We start from the raw sequence: 17,881 nt of genomic DNA, 5'->3' as shown, positions 1-17,881 counted from the left end.
ATTCGTGAAGAGATCAGGAAGTCGCTGATGCGAATCGTCAATGTCGCCGCCGCCCAGATGGGCCCGATCCAGAAAGCCGACAGCCGCGAGGTCGTGGTCAAGCGCATGATCGCGCTGATGGACGAGGCCAAGAGCAAGGGCGCCGACTTGATCGTCTATCCCGAATTGGCGCTGACGACGTTCTTCCCGCGCTGGTATGTCGAGGACCGGGCCGAGTTCGACGTCTGGTTCGAGCGGGAGATGCCGAACGCCGCGACAAGGCCACTGTTCGAGCGTGCCGCGCAGCACGGAATGGCGATGAATTTCGGCTATGCGGAGCTGACGCCGGACGGCCATCATTTCAACACCGCGGTTCTCACCGACAAGTCCGGCAAGATCGTCGGCAAATACCGCAAGGTTCATCTGCCGGGCCATGTGGAATACGACACCAAACGCTCGCACCAGCATCTGGAGAAGCGCTATTTCGAGCCGGGCGATCTCGGCTTCAAGGTCTGGCGTACGCTGGGCGGCATCATCGGCATGGCGATCTGCAACGACCGCCGCTGGCCCGAGACCTATCGCGTCATGGGCTTGCAGGGCGTCGAGATGGTGCTGATCGGCTACAACACGCCATCCGTGAATGCCGAGAAGAGCGAAGAGGGCGTCGAAAAGCGCCTGTTCCACAATCGCCTCTCGGTGCAGGCCGGCGCCTACCAGAACGCGACCTGGGTGGTCGCGGTGGCCAAGGCCGGCGTCGAGGACGGCCATCCGCTGTTCGGCGGCAGCCTGATCGTCGATCCCAACGGCGAGATCGTGGCCGAAGCGAAGACGGAGGAGGACGAGGTCCTGGTCCATCCTTGCGACCTCGATGCAACGACCTTCGGCAAGACCACGATCTTCGATTTCGCCCGGCATCGCCGCATCGAGCATTACGGCCTGATCACCAGCCAGACCGGCGCGGTGCCGCCGCCGGAGACGTGACGCCGATGGCTGACAAGGGCATCTCCCTGCGCGAGCTTGACGCGCGTGACCGCTACAAGCTGCTCTGCGGCGTTGTGGTGCCGCGGCCGATCGCGCTGGTGACGACGCTGGACGAGAACGGAGCTGTCAATGCCGCGCCGTTCAGCTTCTTCAACGTCTTCTCGGAAAGCCCCGCGCTGATCGTGCTCGGGCTGCAGCACAAGCCCGATCACAGCCCGAAGGACACGACCCGCAACATCCATCGCGACGGCGAATTCGTCGTGCACATGGTGGATGAAGCGCTGTCGGTGGCGATGAACGACTGCGCGGTCGATTTCCCCTCCGGCGACAGCGAGGTCGCCGCGACCGGGCTTGCCACGCTTCCGTCGATCGACGTGAAGGTGCCGCGCCTCGCCGCGGCGCCGTTCGCGCTGGAATGCCGGCGCCACGTGGTGCTGACCTTCTCGGCGGATCGCGAGTTGCTGGTTGGCGAGGTGATCAGGGTGCACGCGCGCGAGGGCCTCGTCGATACCGCCAACATGTATGTCGATCTCGATGCCTACCGGCCGATCGGCCGCATGTTCGGCAATCTCTACACGACGCAGCGGGATACGTTTGCGCTTGTCCGCGAGAGCCATGCGCAATGGCTCGCGCGGCAGGACGCCAGAGAGCTGAAGGACGCCTAGTGAGCCGAGAACTGCACCGTGCCCAGCGCCATGGTGACGGCCGCCTGCGTCGGGTCGATCACCGGGATTCGCAGCGCGTCTTCGAGCGGACGGCGATGGCGCGCCATGCCGGCGCAGCCCATCACGATGGCACGGGCGCCGTCCTCGTCGCGCAGCGCGCGGCCGACCTCGATCATTTTCGCCAGCGTGCCTTCGCCCGAGGCCGTTTCCGCAACGCTCATGTTCAGCGGCCGCTCGCCGGCGAGGCGGTCGGTCAGCCCCATCTGCCTGAGATAGCGCATGTGACGCGGGATCGATCGCTGGGCGATCGCGATGACGCCGAAGGTCTCGGCGCGCGAAAGCGCGGTCAGCACGCCGCACTCGGCGATGCCGAACACGGGGCGGTCGGTACCTTCACGGCAGACTTGCAGTCCGGGATCGCTGTAGCAGGCGATGACGAAGGCGGCCGAGCTGTTGTCACTCTCGACCAGCCGGCGCAGCGGCATCGCGACGCTGTCGACGTCGGCCTGGCTCTCGATGCCGAAGGGACCCTCGGCCAGCGTCTGGCAGACCACTTCCGGCCCGCCCTCGAAGTAGAGCGGCTTCAGCGCATCCTCCAGCCCTTGCGTGACCTTGTGGTTGGAGTTCGGATTGATGACGAGAATGCGCGGCCGGGACATGATGGTCTTCCTGCAAAATGGAGATCACTCGTTTCAGGCATATCATGGAGTGCCTCATGACTGAACCAGTTTACGACCTGATCATCCGCGGTGGCCGCGTCGCCACCACCACCGACGTATTCGAGGCCGACGTTGCGATTTCCGGCGAGACCATCGCAGCCGTCGGAAAGGGCCTGCCGGGCGCCAAACGCGAGATCGACGCGCGCGGCAAGCTGGTGCTGCCCGGCGGCGTCGACAGCCATGCTCATATCGAGCAGCTCTCCGCTGCCGGCATCATGAATGCCGATACGTTCGAAAGCGCGACGGTCTCTGCCGCCTTCGGCGGCACCACCACGGTGATCCCGTTTGCCGCCCAGCATGTTGGGATGAAGCTGCCGCAGGTGGTGGAGGACTATCACGCGCTGGCGAGGAAGGGCGCCGTGATCGACTACGCCTTTCACATGATCATTGCGGACGCGACCAAGGAGACGGTCGAGGAGCACATCCCGGCGCTGGTGAAGCAGGGGCATGCCTCGATCAAGATCTTCATGACCTACGACCGGCTCAAGGTCGACGACGAGCCGCTGCTGGACATTCTGCTCGCCGCTCGCCAGTCCGGCGCAATGCTGTGCGCGCATGCCGAAAACCACGGCATCATCGCCTGGATGGTCAAGCGCCTGCTCGCGCGCGGCTACACCATGCCGAAATACCACGCCGTCAGCCACGCCCGCGTTTCGGAGGCGGAAGCGTTCACCCGGCTGATCGGCATGGCGGCGCTGATCGACCAGCCGATCATGATCTTCCACGTCTCGACCGCCGAAGGCGCCAAGGTGATCCGCGATGCGCGCGGGCAGGGGCTCAAGGTCTTCGCCGAGACATGTCCGCAATATCTGTTCCTCACGGCAGGCGATCTCGACAAGCCCGGCGCGGAAGGCGCCAAGTGGATGTGCAGCCCGCCGCCGCGCACGCATGCCGACCAGGAGGCGCTCTGGCAGGCGCTCTCGCTCGGCGACCTCCAGACCATCTCGTCGGACCACGCGCCGTATCGTTACGACGAGACCGGCAAGCTGCGCGCCGGTCCCAATCCGAACTTCAAGCAGGTCGCCAACGGCCTGCCGGGATTGGAGCTGCGGCTGCCGCTGCTGTTCGACGCGATGGTGTCGAAGGGACGCTTGGGCCTCGAAAAGTTCGTCGAGCTGACCGCGACGGCGCCGGCAAAGATCTACAATCTGCATCCGCGCAAGGGCTCGATCGCGGTCGGCGCCGATGCCGACGTCGCGATCTGGGATCCCGACCACGAGGTGACGATCGCAGACGAGATGATGCACGATCTCACCGGCTACACGCCGTTCGCGGGCCGCAAGGTGAAGGGCTGGCCGGTGTCGGTGCTTTCGCGCGGCCGCGTGGTCATCGACGGCAACAAGTGTCTCGCGAGCGCCGGCAGCGGAAAATTCCTGGCGCGCAGCGGCGGCGAGGCGGCGAAGCCGACCGGCCGGCTCGTCGCCGACATGGATCCGGAACGGAATTTTGGGGCAAAGTTGCTGTGACGGTGGATCGCGCGCGATGAAGATCGTCATCTTCGGCGGCACCGGCTTTGTCGGCCTCAATCTTGCCGAGGTTCTGCTCGCGCGCGGCCATGAGGTGACGCTGCATGATCGTTCGCCGCTGCCGCCGGCTGCGCAGCGATCCCTGCTGGATTCTCGGGAGCGGCTCCAAATCGTTCAAGGCGATATCACCGATGCGGCCGGTATCGATGCCCTCATCGCTGAAGGCTGGGACGCAATCGTGCTGGGTGCGGCGGTCACTGCAGGCGATGACCTCGAACGCGCATCGCCCGCGCGCGTTCTCGAGATCAACGTCATGGCGCAGATCCCGGTCCTGCAAGCGGCGATCCGTCACGGCGTTCGCCGCGTCGTCAATTTGTCCTCGGCGTCCGCCTATGGCGCTGCGGGCCAGCGTCATCAAGTCCTGGACGAGGAAACGGCCTGCGATCCCGTCTCGTTCTACGCCATCAGCAAATTCACCTCGGAGCGCTCCGTCGCGCGCCATGCCGAGCTCTTCGGCGGCGATTTTCTGAGCGTGCGGCTGAGCGCCGTGTTTGGCCCGTGGGAGCGGGCCGGCGCGGTGCGCGATACGCCCAGCCTCCAATTCCAGATCCTGGCCGCGTTCGCCCGCGGCGAGCCGGCGATCATGCCGGGACCTGGCCTTAAAGATTGGACCTACGCCGTCGACGCCGCCGAGGCCGTGGCTGTGCTGGTCGAGGCCGAGCGGCCACGCCATCGTCTCTACAACATCTCCAGCGGCGCGGCCTGGTCGGCGCTGCAATGGGGCGAGGCCTTTGCGGCACTTCATCCCGGCCTGCACTGCCGGCTGGCGGTGCCCGGAGAAAGCACGGTTATCAAGCTCCATGGGGGGGATCGTGCACCGCTCTCGGTTGCACGGATGGCCGACGAATTCGGCTGGCGCGCGCGGTTCGGCTGCGCCGAGTCCGCCGCCGCGATGAGCGCCTGGTGGGTGCAGCACAAGGAGGGGATCTGACATGCGGCTGCAGGGGCGCACTGCCATCATCACCGGGGCCGGCTCGGGCATTGGCCGCGCCAGCGCAAAATTGTTTGCAGAAGAAGGAGCGCGTCTCGCTCTTGTCGATCGCGATGCCGCGGGCCTCCAGGAAACGCTAGGTCTCGTAGGTGAAGCAACGACACACGTCGGCGACGTCGGCGATGCCGCATTCGCCGAGACTGTCGTCGGCGAGGTCATCGCGCGGCACGGTAGGCTCGACATCCTGATGACGGCAGCAGGCTTCTCCTGCGGCGGCACCGTGCTGACGACGAGCCCGGACGACTGGGACGCGGTGTTCCGCGCCAATGTCGGCGGCACCTGGCTGTGGGCACGGGCGGCGGTGCCACACATGCAGCGGCAGAACAGCGGCTCGATCATCACGCTGGCATCGCAGCTTGCGATCGCCGGCGGCAAGGGCAACAGCGCCTATATCGCCGCCAAGGGGGCGATCGTCAGCCTGACCCGGACCATGGCGGTGGATTTCGCCACCGACGGCATCCGCGTCAACGCGATTGCGCCGGGTGCGATCGATACGCCGATGCTTCGCCGCAGCTTCGCCCGTCACGCCAATTCGGACGAGGTGCGCGAGGCCTCGCGCAACCGCCACGCCATGAAGCGGTTCGGTCAGGCGGAGGAGATCGCCCAGACCGCGCTGCATCTCGCCAGCGATGCGTCCTCGTTCACGACCGGCACCGTGATGGTGGTCGACGGAGGCTGGCTCGCGGCATGAGTGATGCGCTGGCAAAACTCGAAGCGGGCGTTCGCGCCGATCTCGACAAGATCGCGCATCCCGGTGCCGCATGGCTCGAACCGAAGACCGGGCCGGACGGCAATCCTGCGCTGGATGTGCTCATCATCGGCGCCGGCCAATCCGGCATCGCCATCGGCTTCGGCCTGATGCGCTCGCGCGTCAGCAACATCCTCCTGATCGACAAGGCCGAGGAGGGGAAGGAGGGCCCGTGGCTCACCTATGCCCGGATGCCGACGCTGCGCAGCCCGAAGGATTACACCGGTCCCGACCTCGACATCCCGAGCCTCACCTACCAGTCCTGGCACGAAGCCCGTTTCGGCAAGGAGAGCTGGCAGACGCTCGATCTGATTCCGCGCGCGCACTGGGCTGAGTATCTGCTCTGGCTGCGGCGCACGCTCGGCCTGCCGGTATGCAACGGCTGTGAGCTCCTGGAGATTGCGCCAGCGGCCGACGGCCTGCTCGCCGCGCGCGTGAAGCACGCCGCAGGGGTGGAGACGCTTTATGCGCGCAAGATCGTGCTGGCGACGGGACAGGAGGGCATGGGCGGCTGGGTGATCCCGGAGCCGCTGCGCGACCTGCCGGCGAGTTCGGTCGCGACCGTCGCCGACGCCATCGATTTCGAAAGCTTGCGCGGCAAGCGTGTCGCCGTGATCGGTGCCGGCGCCTCCGCCTTCGACAATGCGGCCACCGCGTTGGAGGCGGGTGCTGCCGAGGTGCACCTGCTGTGCCGCCGCGCGCAGATCCAGGTGATCCAACCCTATCGCTGGCTGACCTTCCGCGGCTTCCTGCGCCATCTCAGTGATCTCGATGATGCCTGGCGCTGGCGCTTCATGCGCAAGGTGCTCGAGATGCGGGAAGGATTTCCGCAAGCGACCTATGACCGTTGCGCGCGCCACACCAATTTCGTCCTGCACGAGGGCGCGCCGATCGAAGCGGCGCACGAGACAGGCAAAACCATTGAATTGCAGACGCCGCGGGGCGCCATCACCGCCGATTTCGTCATTTGCGGCGCAGGCATCGACATGGACTTTGCGGGGCGCGGCGAACTCTCCAGGTTTGCCGGCAATATCGCCATCTGGGCGGATCGCTATCAGCCGCCGGAGGGCGAACGCAACGAACGGCTCGGCCGCTTTCCCTATCTCGCCGACGACTATGCCTTCAGCGAGCGCGTGCCTGGAAAGACGCCGTGGATCTCCGACATCCATCTCTTCGCGATCGCCTCAACCATGAGCTTTGGTGCCTCGGGATCGTCGATCAATGCGATGACCACCGCAGTGCCCAAGCTCGTGAATGGCCTGACACGCGGCCTGTTTCGCGCCGATGTCGAACGGCACTGGGCTTCGCTCAGCGCCTATGACGTGCCGCAGGCCGTGGTCACGCGGCCAGCGCGAGCAATGGAGCAACCGCGATGATCATCCATGCCCCGCCACGGCGAAGATTGGCGCGCAAATTGCTTCTTTCTTGACCAGCCTTGCCGGCCTTCCTGCTCGAAATTCAAGGGAAAACGAATGCGTTTTGTGTCTTTCAGGTCCGCGACCTCAGTCCTTGCCATCACTGCGCTGTTGCTGATCGCGACCGCGCCTTCGCACGCGCAATCCAGAGCGGAAACGCTGCGCTATGTGACCGGCGCGTCGGTCAACACGCTCGATCCCAACATTCCCGGCGCAACGCGCGAATCCTTCGGGCTCAGCATGAGCACCTACGATCGGCTTGTGTCGTTCGGCCGTAAGCAGCTCAACGGCAAATGGGTGTTCGATCTCGACACGATCACGGGCGAGCTCGCCGAGTCCTATGACGTCAGTCCTGACAAGCTGAAGATCACGTTCCATCTGCGCAAGGACGCCAAGTTCCAGGACGGCTCGCCGGTGACGGCGGATGACGTGAAGTGGTCGCTCGACCGCTGCGTCACCGCGCCGATCCTCGGCAAGGCGCAGCTGCTGACGGGGTCGCTGACATCCGCCGATCAGTTCAAGGTGATCGATCCCTTGACGATCGAGGTGACGCTGCCGAAGCCCGACAAGCTGGCGCTGCCGAATCTCGCCACCGTCTATCCGATGATCATCAATTCGAAGCTGGCGAAGGAGCATGCGACCGCGGATGATCCGTGGGCGATGGCCTGGCTGAAGGAGCACACCGCAGGCAGCGGCGCCTACATCGTCGAGACCTTCAAGCCCGGCGAGCAGGTGACCCTCAAGCGCAACGAGGCCTGGAACCGCGCTTCTCCCGGCAAGCCCGCCTCCTTCAAGCGCGTCATCGTGCAATCGGTACCGGAGCCGGCAACCCGCGCCAATCTGGTCGAGCGCGGCGACGCAGATATCGTGCTCGATCTTCAGGCAAGCGACGTGCAGTCGCTCGAAGCCAAGGGCAAGTTGAAGGTGGTCTCGACGCCGCAATACAACGCGATCACGTTCGTCTCGATGAACAACCAGATACCGCCCTTCGACAACGTCAACGTCCGCCGCGCCATCGCGTTCGCGCTGCCTTACGAGGACATGTTCAAGGCGGCCTTGTTCGGCCGCGGCGCGCCGCTGTATGGCGCCAGCTGGCCGGACGGCAAGCCGCTGAACGGGACTTATCCGTTCCAGCAGCCGGTCAAGCTCGACCTCGACAAGGCAAAAGAATATCTCAAGGCCGCCGGCCTTCCAGACGGCTTCTCGACCACCTTCAGCTTCAATGTCGGATGGGCCTCCCAGGCGGAGCCGATGGCGGCGCTGGTCAAGGAGTCGCTCGGCAAGATCGGCATCAAGGTCGACATCCAGAAGCTGCCGGACGCGCAGATGTCGACGCTGATCAACGAGAAGAAGGTGCCCTTCTTCACCGAAGGCATCATCGCCTGGCTGCCGTCGACGGACTACTTCTACCGCAACTTCTATACCGGCAATCAGCGCTGGAATTACAGCTCGATCAACAATGCCGAGCTGTCGGCGATCGCCCAGGAAGCCCGGTTCGAGCCGGATAAGGCCAAATACGAGGAGGACGGCCGCAAGCTCAACGCGATGCATGTCGACCTGATGCCCCAGATCATGCTGTGGCAGCCGAACCAGGATGCGGTGATGGCGACCTCGGTCGAGGGCTACATCTACGAGTTCCATCGTCAGGTCGACTACCGCAACCTCAGCCGCAAGTAACGTCTGAAGGCAAGGGAGGCTCCTAAGGGTGAAGACCGGTCTTGGTGCAACGATAGTGAGAGCGGGCAGGCGGCTTCTGTCGTCGCTGCCAGCATTGTTCGGCGTGCTGGTCTTCACCTTCCTGTTGATGCGCGTCCTGCCCGGCGACCCCGCGGTGTTCTTCGCCTCGGGGCCCAATGCCGGCAAGGAGGAGATCGAGCAGATCCGCAAGCAGATGGGGCTCAACAAGTCGGTGCCGGAGCAGCTGGTGTTCTATCTCTCCGACATCGGTCACGGCAATCTCGGCCGCTCCATGATGACGGGACAGCCGGTGCTGAAGGACCTGCGAGAGCGGCTGCCGGCGTCGCTCGAGCTCACCTTCACCGCACTCCTGATCGCGCTGATCGCGGCGGTGCCGCTCGGGGTGGTCGCTGCGTTGCGGCCGGGCTCGATCGTCGATCACGGCGTGCGGCTGTTCTGTGCGCTCGGTGTCTGCGTGCCGACCTTCGTGTCGGGCCTGCTGTTGATCTACGTCTTCTACTATCTGCTCGGGCTGGCTCCTGATCCCACCGGGAGGATCGACGTCTTCACCTCGCTGCCGCCGCAGCACACCGGTTTTCTCTCGATCGATTTCCTGCTGGCGGGCGATCTTGACGGCTGGTGGGCGGCTTGCAAGCAGCTGATCCTGCCGGCGGTGAGCATGGCCTTGTTCGTGATCGCGCCGCTGGCGCGGATCACGCGCGCGTCGATGCTGGTCTCGCTCGGCAGCGATTTCGTGCGCACCGCGCGCTCGGTCGGATTGTCCTGGCGCAAGGTGGTCGTGACCTACGCGCTGCGCAATGCGATCCTTCCCGTCATCACCATCGCCGGCATCGTGTTCTCGACCATGCTGGGCGCCAACGTGCTGGTGGAGAAGGTGTTCTCCTGGCCGGGCGTGGCGTCCTATGCGCTCGATGCGCTGCTGTCGTCCGACTATGCGCCGGTGCAGGGCTTCGTGCTGCTGATGGCCAGCCTGTTCGTGCTGGTCAATCTCGTGGTCGATGTCTGCTACGGCATCGCCGATCCCCGGGTGTCGATCGAATGACCAGTGCAACCCTTCGCCATTCGGTCTGGATACTGCGCGGCAATCCGCTCACCGCGGTTGCTGCGACCGGTGTGCTCCTCTTCGTCCTGGTCGCGATCTTCGGACCGTGGATCGTGCCTTACGATCCCGTAGCCTCGAACGTCTCGGAGGCGTTGCAGCCGCCGAGCGCGACGCACATTGCCGGTACGGACCAACTCGGGCGCGACGTGTTCAGCCGTCTCATCATCGCCGCGCGCCTCGACCTTGCCATCGCAGTCTCCGCGGTCGGCATCTCCTTCGTGATCGGGGCCGTCGTCGGCGCGTTCTGCGGCTATGCCGGCGGCCGGCTCGATCGCGCCGTCGGCCGTTTCGTCGACGTGATGATGGCGTTCCCGCTGTTCGTGCTGGCGATGGCGATGGTGGCTGCGCTCGGCAACCGGATCGAGAACATCGTGATCGCGACCGCGATCATCAATCTTCCCTTCTACATCCGCTTTGCACGGGCCGAGGTCAACGTCAGGCGCAATGTCGGCTGGGTCGAGGCCGCACGCGCCTGCGGCGAGAGCCATTTTTCCGTGGTGCTGCGCTTCCTGCTGCCGAACATCCTGCCGGCGATGGCGGTGCAGATCTCGCTCAATCTCGGCTGGGCGATTCTGAACGCGGCCGGCCTGTCCTTCATCGGCCTCGGCGTCAAGCCGCCGACGCCGGAATGGGGCATCATGGTCGCCGAAGGCGCACGCTTCATCTCGACGGGACGGTGGTGGCTGGTGGCCTTTCCGGGCCTCGCGCTGATGATGGCGGTGCTGTGCTTCAATCTCCTCGGCGACGGGATGCGGGACATTCTCGATCCCCGGATGCGCACATGAGCGAGGACCTGCTCAGGATCGACGACCTCCACGTCGCGTTCTCGACGCGGCGCGGAATGGTCGAAGCCGTGCGCGGCGTGACGCTGACCGTCAAGGCCGGTGAGATGCTCGGCCTCGTCGGCGAGAGCGGCTCGGGCAAGTCGGTCACCGGCTTTGCGACGACGCGGCTGCTCGATGCCGCCGGGCGCGTCACCGGCGGCAAGATCCTGTTTCGCGGCCAGGACGTCACCAAGCTCAGGGGCGATGACCTCCGTCAGCTCCAGGGCGCCGCGATGTCGATGATCTTCCAGAACCCGCGGGCGGCGCTCAATCCGATCCGGGCCATCGGATTGCAGATCGCGGACGCGATCCTCACGCACAAGCGCATCTCGAAGGAGGCCGCGCGCGCCGAGGCGCTGGACCTGCTGCGCGCCGTTCAGATCCGGGATCCCGAGCAGCGGATGAACGCCTATCCGCACGAGCTGTCGGGCGGCATGTGCCAGCGCGTCATGATCGCGATTGCGATCTCCTGCAATCCCGCGCTGCTGATCGCCGACGAGCCGACGACCGGGCTCGACGTCACCACGCAGAAGGTGGTGATGGATCTCCTGGCAGACATTGCCGCCGCGCGAGGCATGGCGACGATCCTGATCACGCATGACCTCGGCCTCGCCGCGCGCTATTGCCGCCGCATCGCCGTGATGGAGCGTGGCCGCATCGTCGAGGAGGCGAGCCCCGGCAAGCTCTTCAGCGCGCCGCAGCACGCCTATACGAGGCGCCTGGTTGCGGCATCGCCGACGGCGACGTCACGGATCGAGGACCTCGTGACGGAAGAGGAGAGAGAGCGTTACAACGCCATTCTCGACAAGCCACGGCCGGTGCTGCCACATGGCACGCCGCCGCTGCTGGAAGTGCGGAAGCTCGCAAAGCGTTTCGACCAGGGCTCCGCCGCGGTTGCCGACTTTTCGATGATCATGGCCGGCGGCGAGAGCGTCGGTCTGGTCGGCGAGTCCGGCTCAGGCAAGAGTACGACGTCGCGCATGATCTGTCGCCTGATCGACCCGAGCGAAGGCGACATCGTGTTCGACGGGCAGTCGATCGGGCACGTGGCGTCGCGTGATTTTCACCGCTCGCCATTTCGCAAAGACATCCAGATGGTCTTTCAGGATCCGAACGAGAGTCTCAACCCGCGCTTTACCGCTTTCGATTGTATTGCCCATCCCTTGATGCGGCTCGACGGCATGCGCACGGGTGAGGCGCTGCGTCAGCGGGTGGAAGAATGCGCGCAGCGCGTCGGGCTGCCGCTCGATCTGTTGCCGCGGTTTCCGCATCAGCTCTCCGGCGGGCAGAAGGCCCGCGTCGGCATCGCCCGTGCCATCGCCTGCCGGCCGCGGCTCCTGGTGCTGGACGAGCCGACCGCCGCGCTCGACGTCTCGGTACAGGCAGTGGTGCTGCAGCTGCTCGACCGCCTGCGGCGCGAGAACGACATCGCGCTGCTGTTCGTCAGCCACGATCTCAACGTGGTGCGCATGCTCTGCGACCGCACCATCGTGCTGCGCAATGGCGGCATCGTCGAGCAGGGTGAAAGCCGGGCGCTGTTCGACAATCCGAAGACCGACTACACGCGCAAACTGGTCGAGGCGATCCCGCACATCGAGACCGGACCGACGCTGCAGGCCGCTCTTTGAAGCCTCGCGCGGCCAAGAAAGAGAAATGAGATCCGCCGGCGAAGGCCCATTTAGTGGCATACCATTTGCTTGCAAATGGGCTCGGTTTCACTTGCCCCTGGCCAATGCTGGCCGGAATCACGGCATTACTGGGAGGATTTCATGGATCGCAGGACCGTATTGAAGGGACTGGCCGGCGCGGGCGGTCTGGCATTGACCGGTCTCTCGGCGCCCGCGATTGCGCAAGGCGCATCCGCCCGGACCCTCCGCTTCGTGCCCCAGGCCAATCTCGCCAATTTCGACCCGATCTGGGGTACCCAATATGTCGTGCGTAATGCCGCCGCGATGGTCTGGGACACGCTCTACGGCATCGATTCCTCGTTGCAGCCGCAGCGTCAGATGGTCGAGTCCGAGGAAGTGACCGACGACGGCACCACCTGGACGTTCAAATTGCGGCCGGGCCTCAAGTTCCATGACGGCGAGCCGGTGCTGAGCAAGGACGTCGTTGCAAGCCTGACGCGCTGGTCGGCGCGCGATCCGATGGGACTGATGATCAAGGCGCTGCAGCAGGAGCTGACTGCCGTCGATGACCGCACCTTCAAATGGGTGCTCAAGCAGCCCTTCCCGAAGCTGCTCTACGCGCTGGCCAAGAACAACTCGCCGTGCGGCTTCATCATGCCGGAGCGCATCGCGCAGACCGATCCGTTCAAGCAGATCACCGAATATGTCGGCTCCGGGCCGATGAAATTCGCCAAGGGCGAGTGGGTGCCCGGCGCGAAGGCGGTGTTCGAGAAGTTCACCGACTACGTGCCGCGGCAGGAGAAGGCATCCTGGCTCGCGGGTGGCAAGCAGATCCTGGTCGATCGCGTCGAATGGATCGTGATGCCCGATCCCGCCACGGCAGCCGCCGCCTTGCAGAACGGCGAGGTCGACTGGTGGGAGAGCCCGATTGCAGACCTCGTTCCGGTCCTGAAGAAGAACAAGAACATCAGCGTCGATATCGGCGATCCCCTCGGCAATATCGGCTCGTTCCGCATGAACCATCTCTTTGCGCCCTTCAATGACGTGCGGGCGCGGCGAGCGGTGCTGATGGCGCTCAGCCAGGAAGACTACATGCGCGCGATCGTCGGCGACGACACGGCACTCTGGAAGCCGCTGCCCGGCTTCTTCACGCCGGAGACGCCGCTTTACAGCGAAGCCGGCGGCGAGATCCTGAAGGGCAAGCGCGATCTCGATGCGGCCAAGAAGCTTCTGGCCGAGAGCGGCTATTCCGGCCAGCCGGTGACGTGCCTGGTGGCACAGGACCAGCCGATCACCAAGGCACAGGGCGACGTCACCGCGGACCTGCTGAAGAAGCTCGGCATGAATGTCGACTTCGTCGCCACCGATTGGGGCACGGTCGGCTCGCGCCGCGCGCAGAAGACGCCGCCCGGACAGGGTGGCTGGAACATGTTCCACACCTGGCACGCCGGCGCAGACTGCATCAATCCCGCCCCATACACCGCCATTCGCGCCAACGGCGACAAGGCCTGGTTCGGTTGGCCGAACAGCCCCGGCACGGAGAAGGAGGTCGCGTCCTGGTTCGAGGCCAAGAACCTCGACGAGGAGAAGGCCGCCATCGGCCGCCTCAACAAGGCGGCCCTCGATGACGTCGTCTACGCGCCGACGGGCTTCTTCCTGAGCTACACTGCGTGGCGCAAGAACGTCTCCGGCATCACCAAGGGGCCGCTGCCGTTCTTCTGGGGCGTGTCCAAGTCTGCATGATCGTGCGCTGAGGCCAGATGCTCTCCTACATCCTCCGTCGCATCGTCGCGACCTTGCCAGTCATGGCGATCGTCGCGCTGTTCGTGTTCAGCCTGCTCTACATCGCGCCGGGTGATCCGGCCGTGGTGATCGCGGGCGACCAGGCGAGTCCGGAGGATGTGGAGCGCATCCGGCAGAGCCTCGGCCTCAACCGTCCGTTCCTGGTCCAGTTCGGAAGCTGGGTCTGGCGCATCCTGCACGGCGATCTCGGCACCTCGATCTTCACCAATCTGCCGGTCTCGGCGATGATCGGGCAGCGTCTCGGTCCGACGCTGTCGCTGATGATGGTCACGCTGCTGCTCACGATCGTGGTGGCGGTGCCGCTCGGCGTGGTGGCGGCGTGGAAGGCGGGCAGCCTGATCGACCGCGTCATCATGGGCTTTGCCGTGTTCGGCTTCTCGTTGCCCGTGTTCGTGGTCGGCTACATGCTCGCCTATATCTTCGCGCTGGAGCTCGAATGGCTGCCGGTGCAGGGCTATACGCCGCTCACGCAGGGCTTCTGGCCGTGGCTCGAGAACCTGATCCTGCCGGCGATCGCGCTCGGCTGCGTCTATATCGCGCTGGTCGCACGCATCACGCGGGCGGCCATGCTCGAAGTGCTGCAGCAGGACTATATCCGCACTGCGAAGGCCAAGGGACTCGGGCAGGGCGGCATCCTGTTCATTCACGCGCTGAAGAACGCGGCGGTACCGATCGTGACCGTGATCGGGATCGGCATCGCGCTTCTGATCGGCGGCGCGGTCGTGACCGAGAGCGTGTTCGCGATCCCCGGCCTCGGCCGCCTCACCATCGATGCGATCCTGCGCCGCGACTATCCGGTGATCCAGGGCATCGTGCTGCTGTTCAGCTTCGTCTACGTCCTCGTCAATCTGATGATCGACGTCGTCTACACGCTCGTTGACCCGAGGATCCGCTATTGACCGATACCACCGTCAATCCGCAATCGCTGCCGGCCGGCCTCGTCGTCGCGCCGCAGCTGCCCGAGATCCTGCGGCCGGTCACGATCCGGCGCGGCTTCGTCGGCCTCCTGCGCGGCCATCCGACGGTCGCGATCGGCGGCGCGCTGTTGCTGGCGCTCGTGCTGATCGCGGTCTTCGCGCCTTATCTCGGTACGGTCGATCCGACCGCGCTCGCGCCCGCCAAGCGCACACGGGCGCCGTCGGCCGATTTCTGGTTCGGCACCGACGTGCTCGGCCGCGACATCTATTCCCGCGTGCTGTTCGGCGCGCGCGTCTCGCTCACGGTCGGCCTGTCGGTCGCGATCTTCGCATCTGCGGCGGGTCTCGCCATCGGCATGGTCTCCGGATTCATCCGTTGGGCCGACGGCATCCTGATGCGGTTCATGGATGGCTTGATGTCGATCCCGCCGATCCTGCTCGCGATCGCGCTGATGGCGCTGACGCGCGGCAGCGTCGGCAACGTCATCCTGGCCATCACCGTTGCCGAAATCCCGCGCGTCTCGCGCCTAGTCCGCAGTGTGGTGCTGTCGCTTCGCGAGCAGCCCTATGTGGATGCGGCCGTGGCTTGCGGCACGCGCTCGCCAATGATCATACTCCGCCATATCCTGCCCAACACGGTCGCGCCGATGCTGGTGCAGGCGACCTATATCTGCGCCAGCGCCATGATCACCGAGGCGATCCTGTCCTTCATCGGCGCCGGTACGCCGCCGACCATCCCGTCCTGGGGCAACATCATGGCCGAGGGCCGCGCGCTGTGGCAGGTGAAGCCCTACATCGTGTTCTTCCCGGCGGCGTTCCTGTCGGTCACCGTTCTCGCCGTGAATTTGCTCGGCGACGGCCTTCGCGATGCGCTCGACCCGCGCATGGCCAAGAGCCTCTGATGGATCGAGGCTGATCGCGATGGCTTTGCTCGAAGTCGAGAACCTCCAGACCCATTTCCGCACCCCCAGCGGCATCAATCGCGCGGTGGACGGGGTGTCCTTCCATGTCAACGAGGGCGAGACGCTCGCCATCGTCGGCGAGTCCGGCTGCGGCAAGTCGGTGACGTCGATGTCGCTGATGCGACTGATCCCGGAGCCGCCGGGCAGGATCGCCGGCACCATCCGCTTTGCGGGCAGGGACCTGCTGCAGCTGTCCGATCGCGAGATGCGCGCGATCCGCGGCAACGACATCTCGATGATCTTCCAGGAGCCGATGACCAGCCTCAATCCGGTCCTGACCGTCGGCCGCCAGATCCGCGAGACCTTGATGATCCATCAGGGCCTCGACAAGCAGAAGGCAGAGGCGCACGCGATCGAGATGCTGACGCTGGTGGGCATTCCCGAGCCGAAACGCCGGGTGCGCGAATATCCGCATCAGCTTTCCGGCGGCATGCGTCAGCGCGTCATGATCGCCATCGCGCTCGCCTGCAATCCCAAGCTTCTCATTGCGGACGAGCCGACAACCGCGCTCGACGTCACGATCCAGGCGCAGATCCTGAAGCTGATGCTGGACCTGAAGCGCCGGGTCGGCGCTGCGATCATCCTCATCACCCACGATCTCGGCGTCGTCGCCGAGATCGCCGAGCGCGTCATGGTGATGTATGCCGGCCGCAAGGTCGAGGAGGCGCCGGTGGCCGAGTTGTTCCGGTCGCCGCGTCATCCCTACACACAAGGTTTGCTTGGCGCGGTGCCGCGGCTCGGCTCCTCGCTGACGGGCACGGCAAGACGGCTTGCCGAGATTCCCGGGCAGGTGCCGGATCTCCGCAAGCCGATCACCGGCTGCGTCTTTGCCGGCCGCTGTGCGCTCGCGACCGATCTCTGCCGCCAATATGCGCCGGGGCTGGAGGAGAAGGGGCCCCGTCACGTCGCCGCCTGTCATTACGCCGCCAAGGGAGCCATCGCGGCATGAGTCCTCCGCTGCTCCAGGTCAACGACCTCAAGAAGCACTTTCCGGTCAAGACCGGCCTGTTCGGCCGCAAGTCCGAATTCGTCTATGCGGTCGACGGCGTGTCGTTCGAGATCGCGCGGGGCGAGACCCTGTCGCTGGTCGGGGAGTCCGGCTGCGGCAAATCGACGGTCGGCCGCGCCATCCTGCGGCTGTTCGAGATCACCTCGGGCCAGGTCATCCTCGACGGCCAGAGGATCGACGACGCCGCGCCGAGCACGATGCGCCAGATGCGCCGGCGCGTGCAGGTGGTGTTCCAGGATCCGTTCTCGAGCCTCAATCCGCGCATGCGCGTGCGCGATATTCTCGCCGAGCCGATCCGCAATTTCGGCCTCGCCAAGTCTGCGGAAGATCTCGAGGTTCGCGTCACATCGCTGATGGACACGGTCCGCCTGCCGCGCGAGGCGCTGAACCGCAGGCCCCACGAATTCTCCGGCGGCCAGCGTCAGCGCATCGGCATTGCGCGCGCGCTCGCGGCAGAACCCGAGCTGATAGTGTGCGACGAGGCGGTTTCCGCGCTCGACGTTTCGGTCAAGGCGCAGATCGTCAATCTGCTGCAGGATCTCCAAAGCGAGTTCGGCCTCGCGCTGCTGTTCATCAGCCACGATCTCGCGATCGTCGAGCACATGACCCATCGCGTTGCGGTCATGTATCTCGGCAAGATCGTGGAAGTGGCGCCGCGGCGGGAGATCTTTGCCGCGCCAAGGCACCCCTACACCAAGGCGCTGCTCTCGGCCGTGCCGCTGCCGGAGCCCGGAGCGCAGCGCAATCCGATCATTCTCAAGGGTGACGTGCCGAGCCCTATCAACCCGCCGAACGGATGCCGCTTTCACACCCGCTGCCCGTTCGTCTTCGACCGCTGCCGGACAGAGGAGCCGACGCTGCGTTCGACCGGAGCCGAGCAGTGGGTGGCCTGTCACCTCGACGAAGTGCCGTAG

16 protein-coding genes are annotated in these 17,881 nt (G+C 65.3%); 15 read left to right on the top strand and 1 reads right to left on the bottom strand.

Features of this window, described 5'->3' with window-relative positions; translation table 11 throughout:
* The first annotated feature begins 27 nt into the window (after positions 1 to 27).
* Both AC1RQP_RS19680 and AC1RQP_RS19675 read left to right on the top strand, forming a co-directional pair.
* A complete protein-coding gene (locus AC1RQP_RS19680; protein ID WP_239622640.1) occupies positions 28 to 960 on the top strand; it encodes an N-carbamoyl-D-amino-acid hydrolase in 933 nt (310 codons plus the stop codon).
* A gap of 5 nt (positions 961 to 965) precedes the next feature.
* Positions 966 to 1,625 (top strand): flavin reductase family protein, encoded by a 660-nt coding sequence (locus AC1RQP_RS19675; RefSeq protein ID WP_492938190.1) that lies wholly within the window; start codon positions 966 to 968, stop codon positions 1,623 to 1,625.
* Here AC1RQP_RS19675 and AC1RQP_RS19670 read toward each other — a convergent pair.
* On the bottom strand, positions 1,622 to 2,284 hold the full coding sequence (locus AC1RQP_RS19670) for an aspartate/glutamate racemase family protein (RefSeq protein WP_492938189.1): 663 nt from the start codon (positions 2,282 to 2,284) through the stop codon (positions 1,622 to 1,624). The two genes, AC1RQP_RS19675 and AC1RQP_RS19670, sit on opposite strands and share 4 nt — an antisense overlap.
* Before the next feature lie 56 nt (positions 2,285 to 2,340).
* Here AC1RQP_RS19670 and hydA point away from each other — a divergent pair, with 56 nt between their 5' ends.
* From hydA to AC1RQP_RS19605, 13 genes are all read left to right on the top strand, one after another.
* Positions 2,341 to 3,810 carry a dihydropyrimidinase gene (gene hydA / locus AC1RQP_RS19665; RefSeq protein WP_492938188.1) on the top strand — a complete coding sequence of 490 codons (1,470 nt, stop codon included), beginning with the start codon at positions 2,341 to 2,343 and terminating at the stop codon, positions 3,808 to 3,810.
* A 16-nt stretch (positions 3,811 to 3,826) separates the two neighbouring features.
* The gene (locus AC1RQP_RS19660; RefSeq protein ID WP_492938187.1) at positions 3,827 to 4,801 is read left to right on the top strand and encodes an NAD-dependent epimerase/dehydratase family protein; all 975 of its coding nucleotides are present in this window, start codon (positions 3,827 to 3,829) and stop codon (positions 4,799 to 4,801) included.
* Between the two features lies 1 nt (position 4,802).
* On the top strand, positions 4,803 to 5,552 hold the full coding sequence (locus tag AC1RQP_RS19655; protein WP_492938186.1) for an SDR family oxidoreductase: 750 nt from the start codon (positions 4,803 to 4,805) through the stop codon (positions 5,550 to 5,552).
* Positions 5,549 to 6,985 (top strand): NAD(P)-binding domain-containing protein, encoded by a 1,437-nt coding sequence (locus AC1RQP_RS19650; protein ID WP_492938185.1) that lies wholly within the window; start codon positions 5,549 to 5,551, stop codon positions 6,983 to 6,985. Before AC1RQP_RS19655 ends, AC1RQP_RS19650 begins: the two co-directional genes overlap by 4 nt.
* Before the next feature lie 96 nt (positions 6,986 to 7,081).
* Positions 7,082 to 8,701, top strand: a complete 1,620-nt coding sequence (locus AC1RQP_RS19645) for an ABC transporter substrate-binding protein (protein ID WP_492938184.1) — start codon at positions 7,082 to 7,084, stop codon at positions 8,699 to 8,701.
* Positions 8,702 to 8,729: 28 nt separating this feature from the next.
* Positions 8,730 to 9,764, top strand: a complete 1,035-nt coding sequence (locus AC1RQP_RS19640; protein ID WP_492938183.1) for an ABC transporter permease — start codon at positions 8,730 to 8,732, stop codon at positions 9,762 to 9,764.
* Entirely contained in the window at positions 9,761 to 10,609 is an 849-nt protein-coding gene (locus tag AC1RQP_RS19635; RefSeq protein WP_239622653.1) for an ABC transporter permease, read from the top strand. Before AC1RQP_RS19640 ends, AC1RQP_RS19635 begins: the two co-directional genes overlap by 4 nt.
* A complete protein-coding gene (gene nikE / locus AC1RQP_RS19630; RefSeq protein WP_492938182.1) occupies positions 10,606 to 12,276 on the top strand; it encodes a nickel ABC transporter ATP-binding protein NikE in 1,671 nt (556 codons plus the stop codon). Before AC1RQP_RS19635 ends, nikE begins: the two co-directional genes overlap by 4 nt.
* Positions 12,277 to 12,417: 141 nt before the next feature.
* Positions 12,418 to 14,019, top strand: coding sequence for an ABC transporter substrate-binding protein (locus AC1RQP_RS19625; protein ID WP_492938181.1), 1,602 nt, complete (start codon positions 12,418 to 12,420; stop codon positions 14,017 to 14,019).
* A 17-nt stretch (positions 14,020 to 14,036) separates the two neighbouring features.
* Complete coding sequence (locus tag AC1RQP_RS19620) at positions 14,037 to 14,978, top strand: ABC transporter permease (protein WP_239622657.1); 942 nt, start codon at positions 14,037 to 14,039, stop codon at positions 14,976 to 14,978.
* A complete protein-coding gene (locus AC1RQP_RS19615) occupies positions 14,975 to 15,898 on the top strand; it encodes an ABC transporter permease (RefSeq protein WP_492938180.1) in 924 nt (307 codons plus the stop codon). The genes AC1RQP_RS19620 and AC1RQP_RS19615 overlap by 4 nt, the downstream gene beginning before the upstream one ends.
* Before the next feature lie 19 nt (positions 15,899 to 15,917).
* On the top strand, positions 15,918 to 16,907 hold the full coding sequence (locus tag AC1RQP_RS19610) for an ABC transporter ATP-binding protein (RefSeq protein WP_492938179.1): 990 nt from the start codon (positions 15,918 to 15,920) through the stop codon (positions 16,905 to 16,907).
* Positions 16,904 to 17,881, top strand: a complete 978-nt coding sequence (locus tag AC1RQP_RS19605; RefSeq protein ID WP_492938178.1) for an ABC transporter ATP-binding protein — start codon at positions 16,904 to 16,906, stop codon at positions 17,879 to 17,881. The genes AC1RQP_RS19610 and AC1RQP_RS19605 overlap by 4 nt, the downstream gene beginning before the upstream one ends.

It is taken from the genome of Bradyrhizobium sp. GW821-FHT13H06 (assembly GCF_058803975.1).
Note: the sequence above shows the minus strand (reverse complement) of the source record. Positions and strands in the feature narration are given on the sequence as shown.

What these genes read in the sequence shown, in the direction of transcription:
- AC1RQP_RS19680 (WP_239622640.1), top strand. Translation starts at nt 28, where the DNA reads ATGCGAATCGTCAATGTCGCCGCCGCCCAGATGGGCCCGATCCAGAAA.
- AC1RQP_RS19675 (WP_492938190.1), top strand. Translation starts at nt 966, where the DNA reads ATGGCTGACAAGGGCATCTCCCTGCGCGAGCTTGACGCGCGTGACCGC.
- AC1RQP_RS19670 (WP_492938189.1), bottom strand. Translation starts at nt 2,284, where the DNA reads ATGTCCCGGCCGCGCATTCTCGTCATCAATCCGAACTCCAACCACAAG.
- hydA (WP_492938188.1), top strand. Translation starts at nt 2,341, where the DNA reads ATGACTGAACCAGTTTACGACCTGATCATCCGCGGTGGCCGCGTCGCC.
- AC1RQP_RS19660 (WP_492938187.1), top strand. Translation starts at nt 3,827, where the DNA reads ATGAAGATCGTCATCTTCGGCGGCACCGGCTTTGTCGGCCTCAATCTT.
- AC1RQP_RS19655 (WP_492938186.1), top strand. Translation starts at nt 4,803, where the DNA reads ATGCGGCTGCAGGGGCGCACTGCCATCATCACCGGGGCCGGCTCGGGC.
- AC1RQP_RS19650 (WP_492938185.1), top strand. Translation starts at nt 5,549, where the DNA reads ATGAGTGATGCGCTGGCAAAACTCGAAGCGGGCGTTCGCGCCGATCTC.
- AC1RQP_RS19645 (WP_492938184.1), top strand. Translation starts at nt 7,082, where the DNA reads ATGCGTTTTGTGTCTTTCAGGTCCGCGACCTCAGTCCTTGCCATCACT.
- AC1RQP_RS19635 (WP_239622653.1), top strand. Translation starts at nt 9,761, where the DNA reads ATGACCAGTGCAACCCTTCGCCATTCGGTCTGGATACTGCGCGGCAAT.
- nikE (WP_492938182.1), top strand. Translation starts at nt 10,606, where the DNA reads ATGAGCGAGGACCTGCTCAGGATCGACGACCTCCACGTCGCGTTCTCG.
- AC1RQP_RS19625 (WP_492938181.1), top strand. Translation starts at nt 12,418, where the DNA reads ATGGATCGCAGGACCGTATTGAAGGGACTGGCCGGCGCGGGCGGTCTG.
- AC1RQP_RS19620 (WP_239622657.1), top strand. Translation starts at nt 14,037, where the DNA reads ATGCTCTCCTACATCCTCCGTCGCATCGTCGCGACCTTGCCAGTCATG.
- AC1RQP_RS19610 (WP_492938179.1), top strand. Translation starts at nt 15,918, where the DNA reads ATGGCTTTGCTCGAAGTCGAGAACCTCCAGACCCATTTCCGCACCCCC.
- AC1RQP_RS19605 (WP_492938178.1), top strand. Translation starts at nt 16,904, where the DNA reads ATGAGTCCTCCGCTGCTCCAGGTCAACGACCTCAAGAAGCACTTTCCG.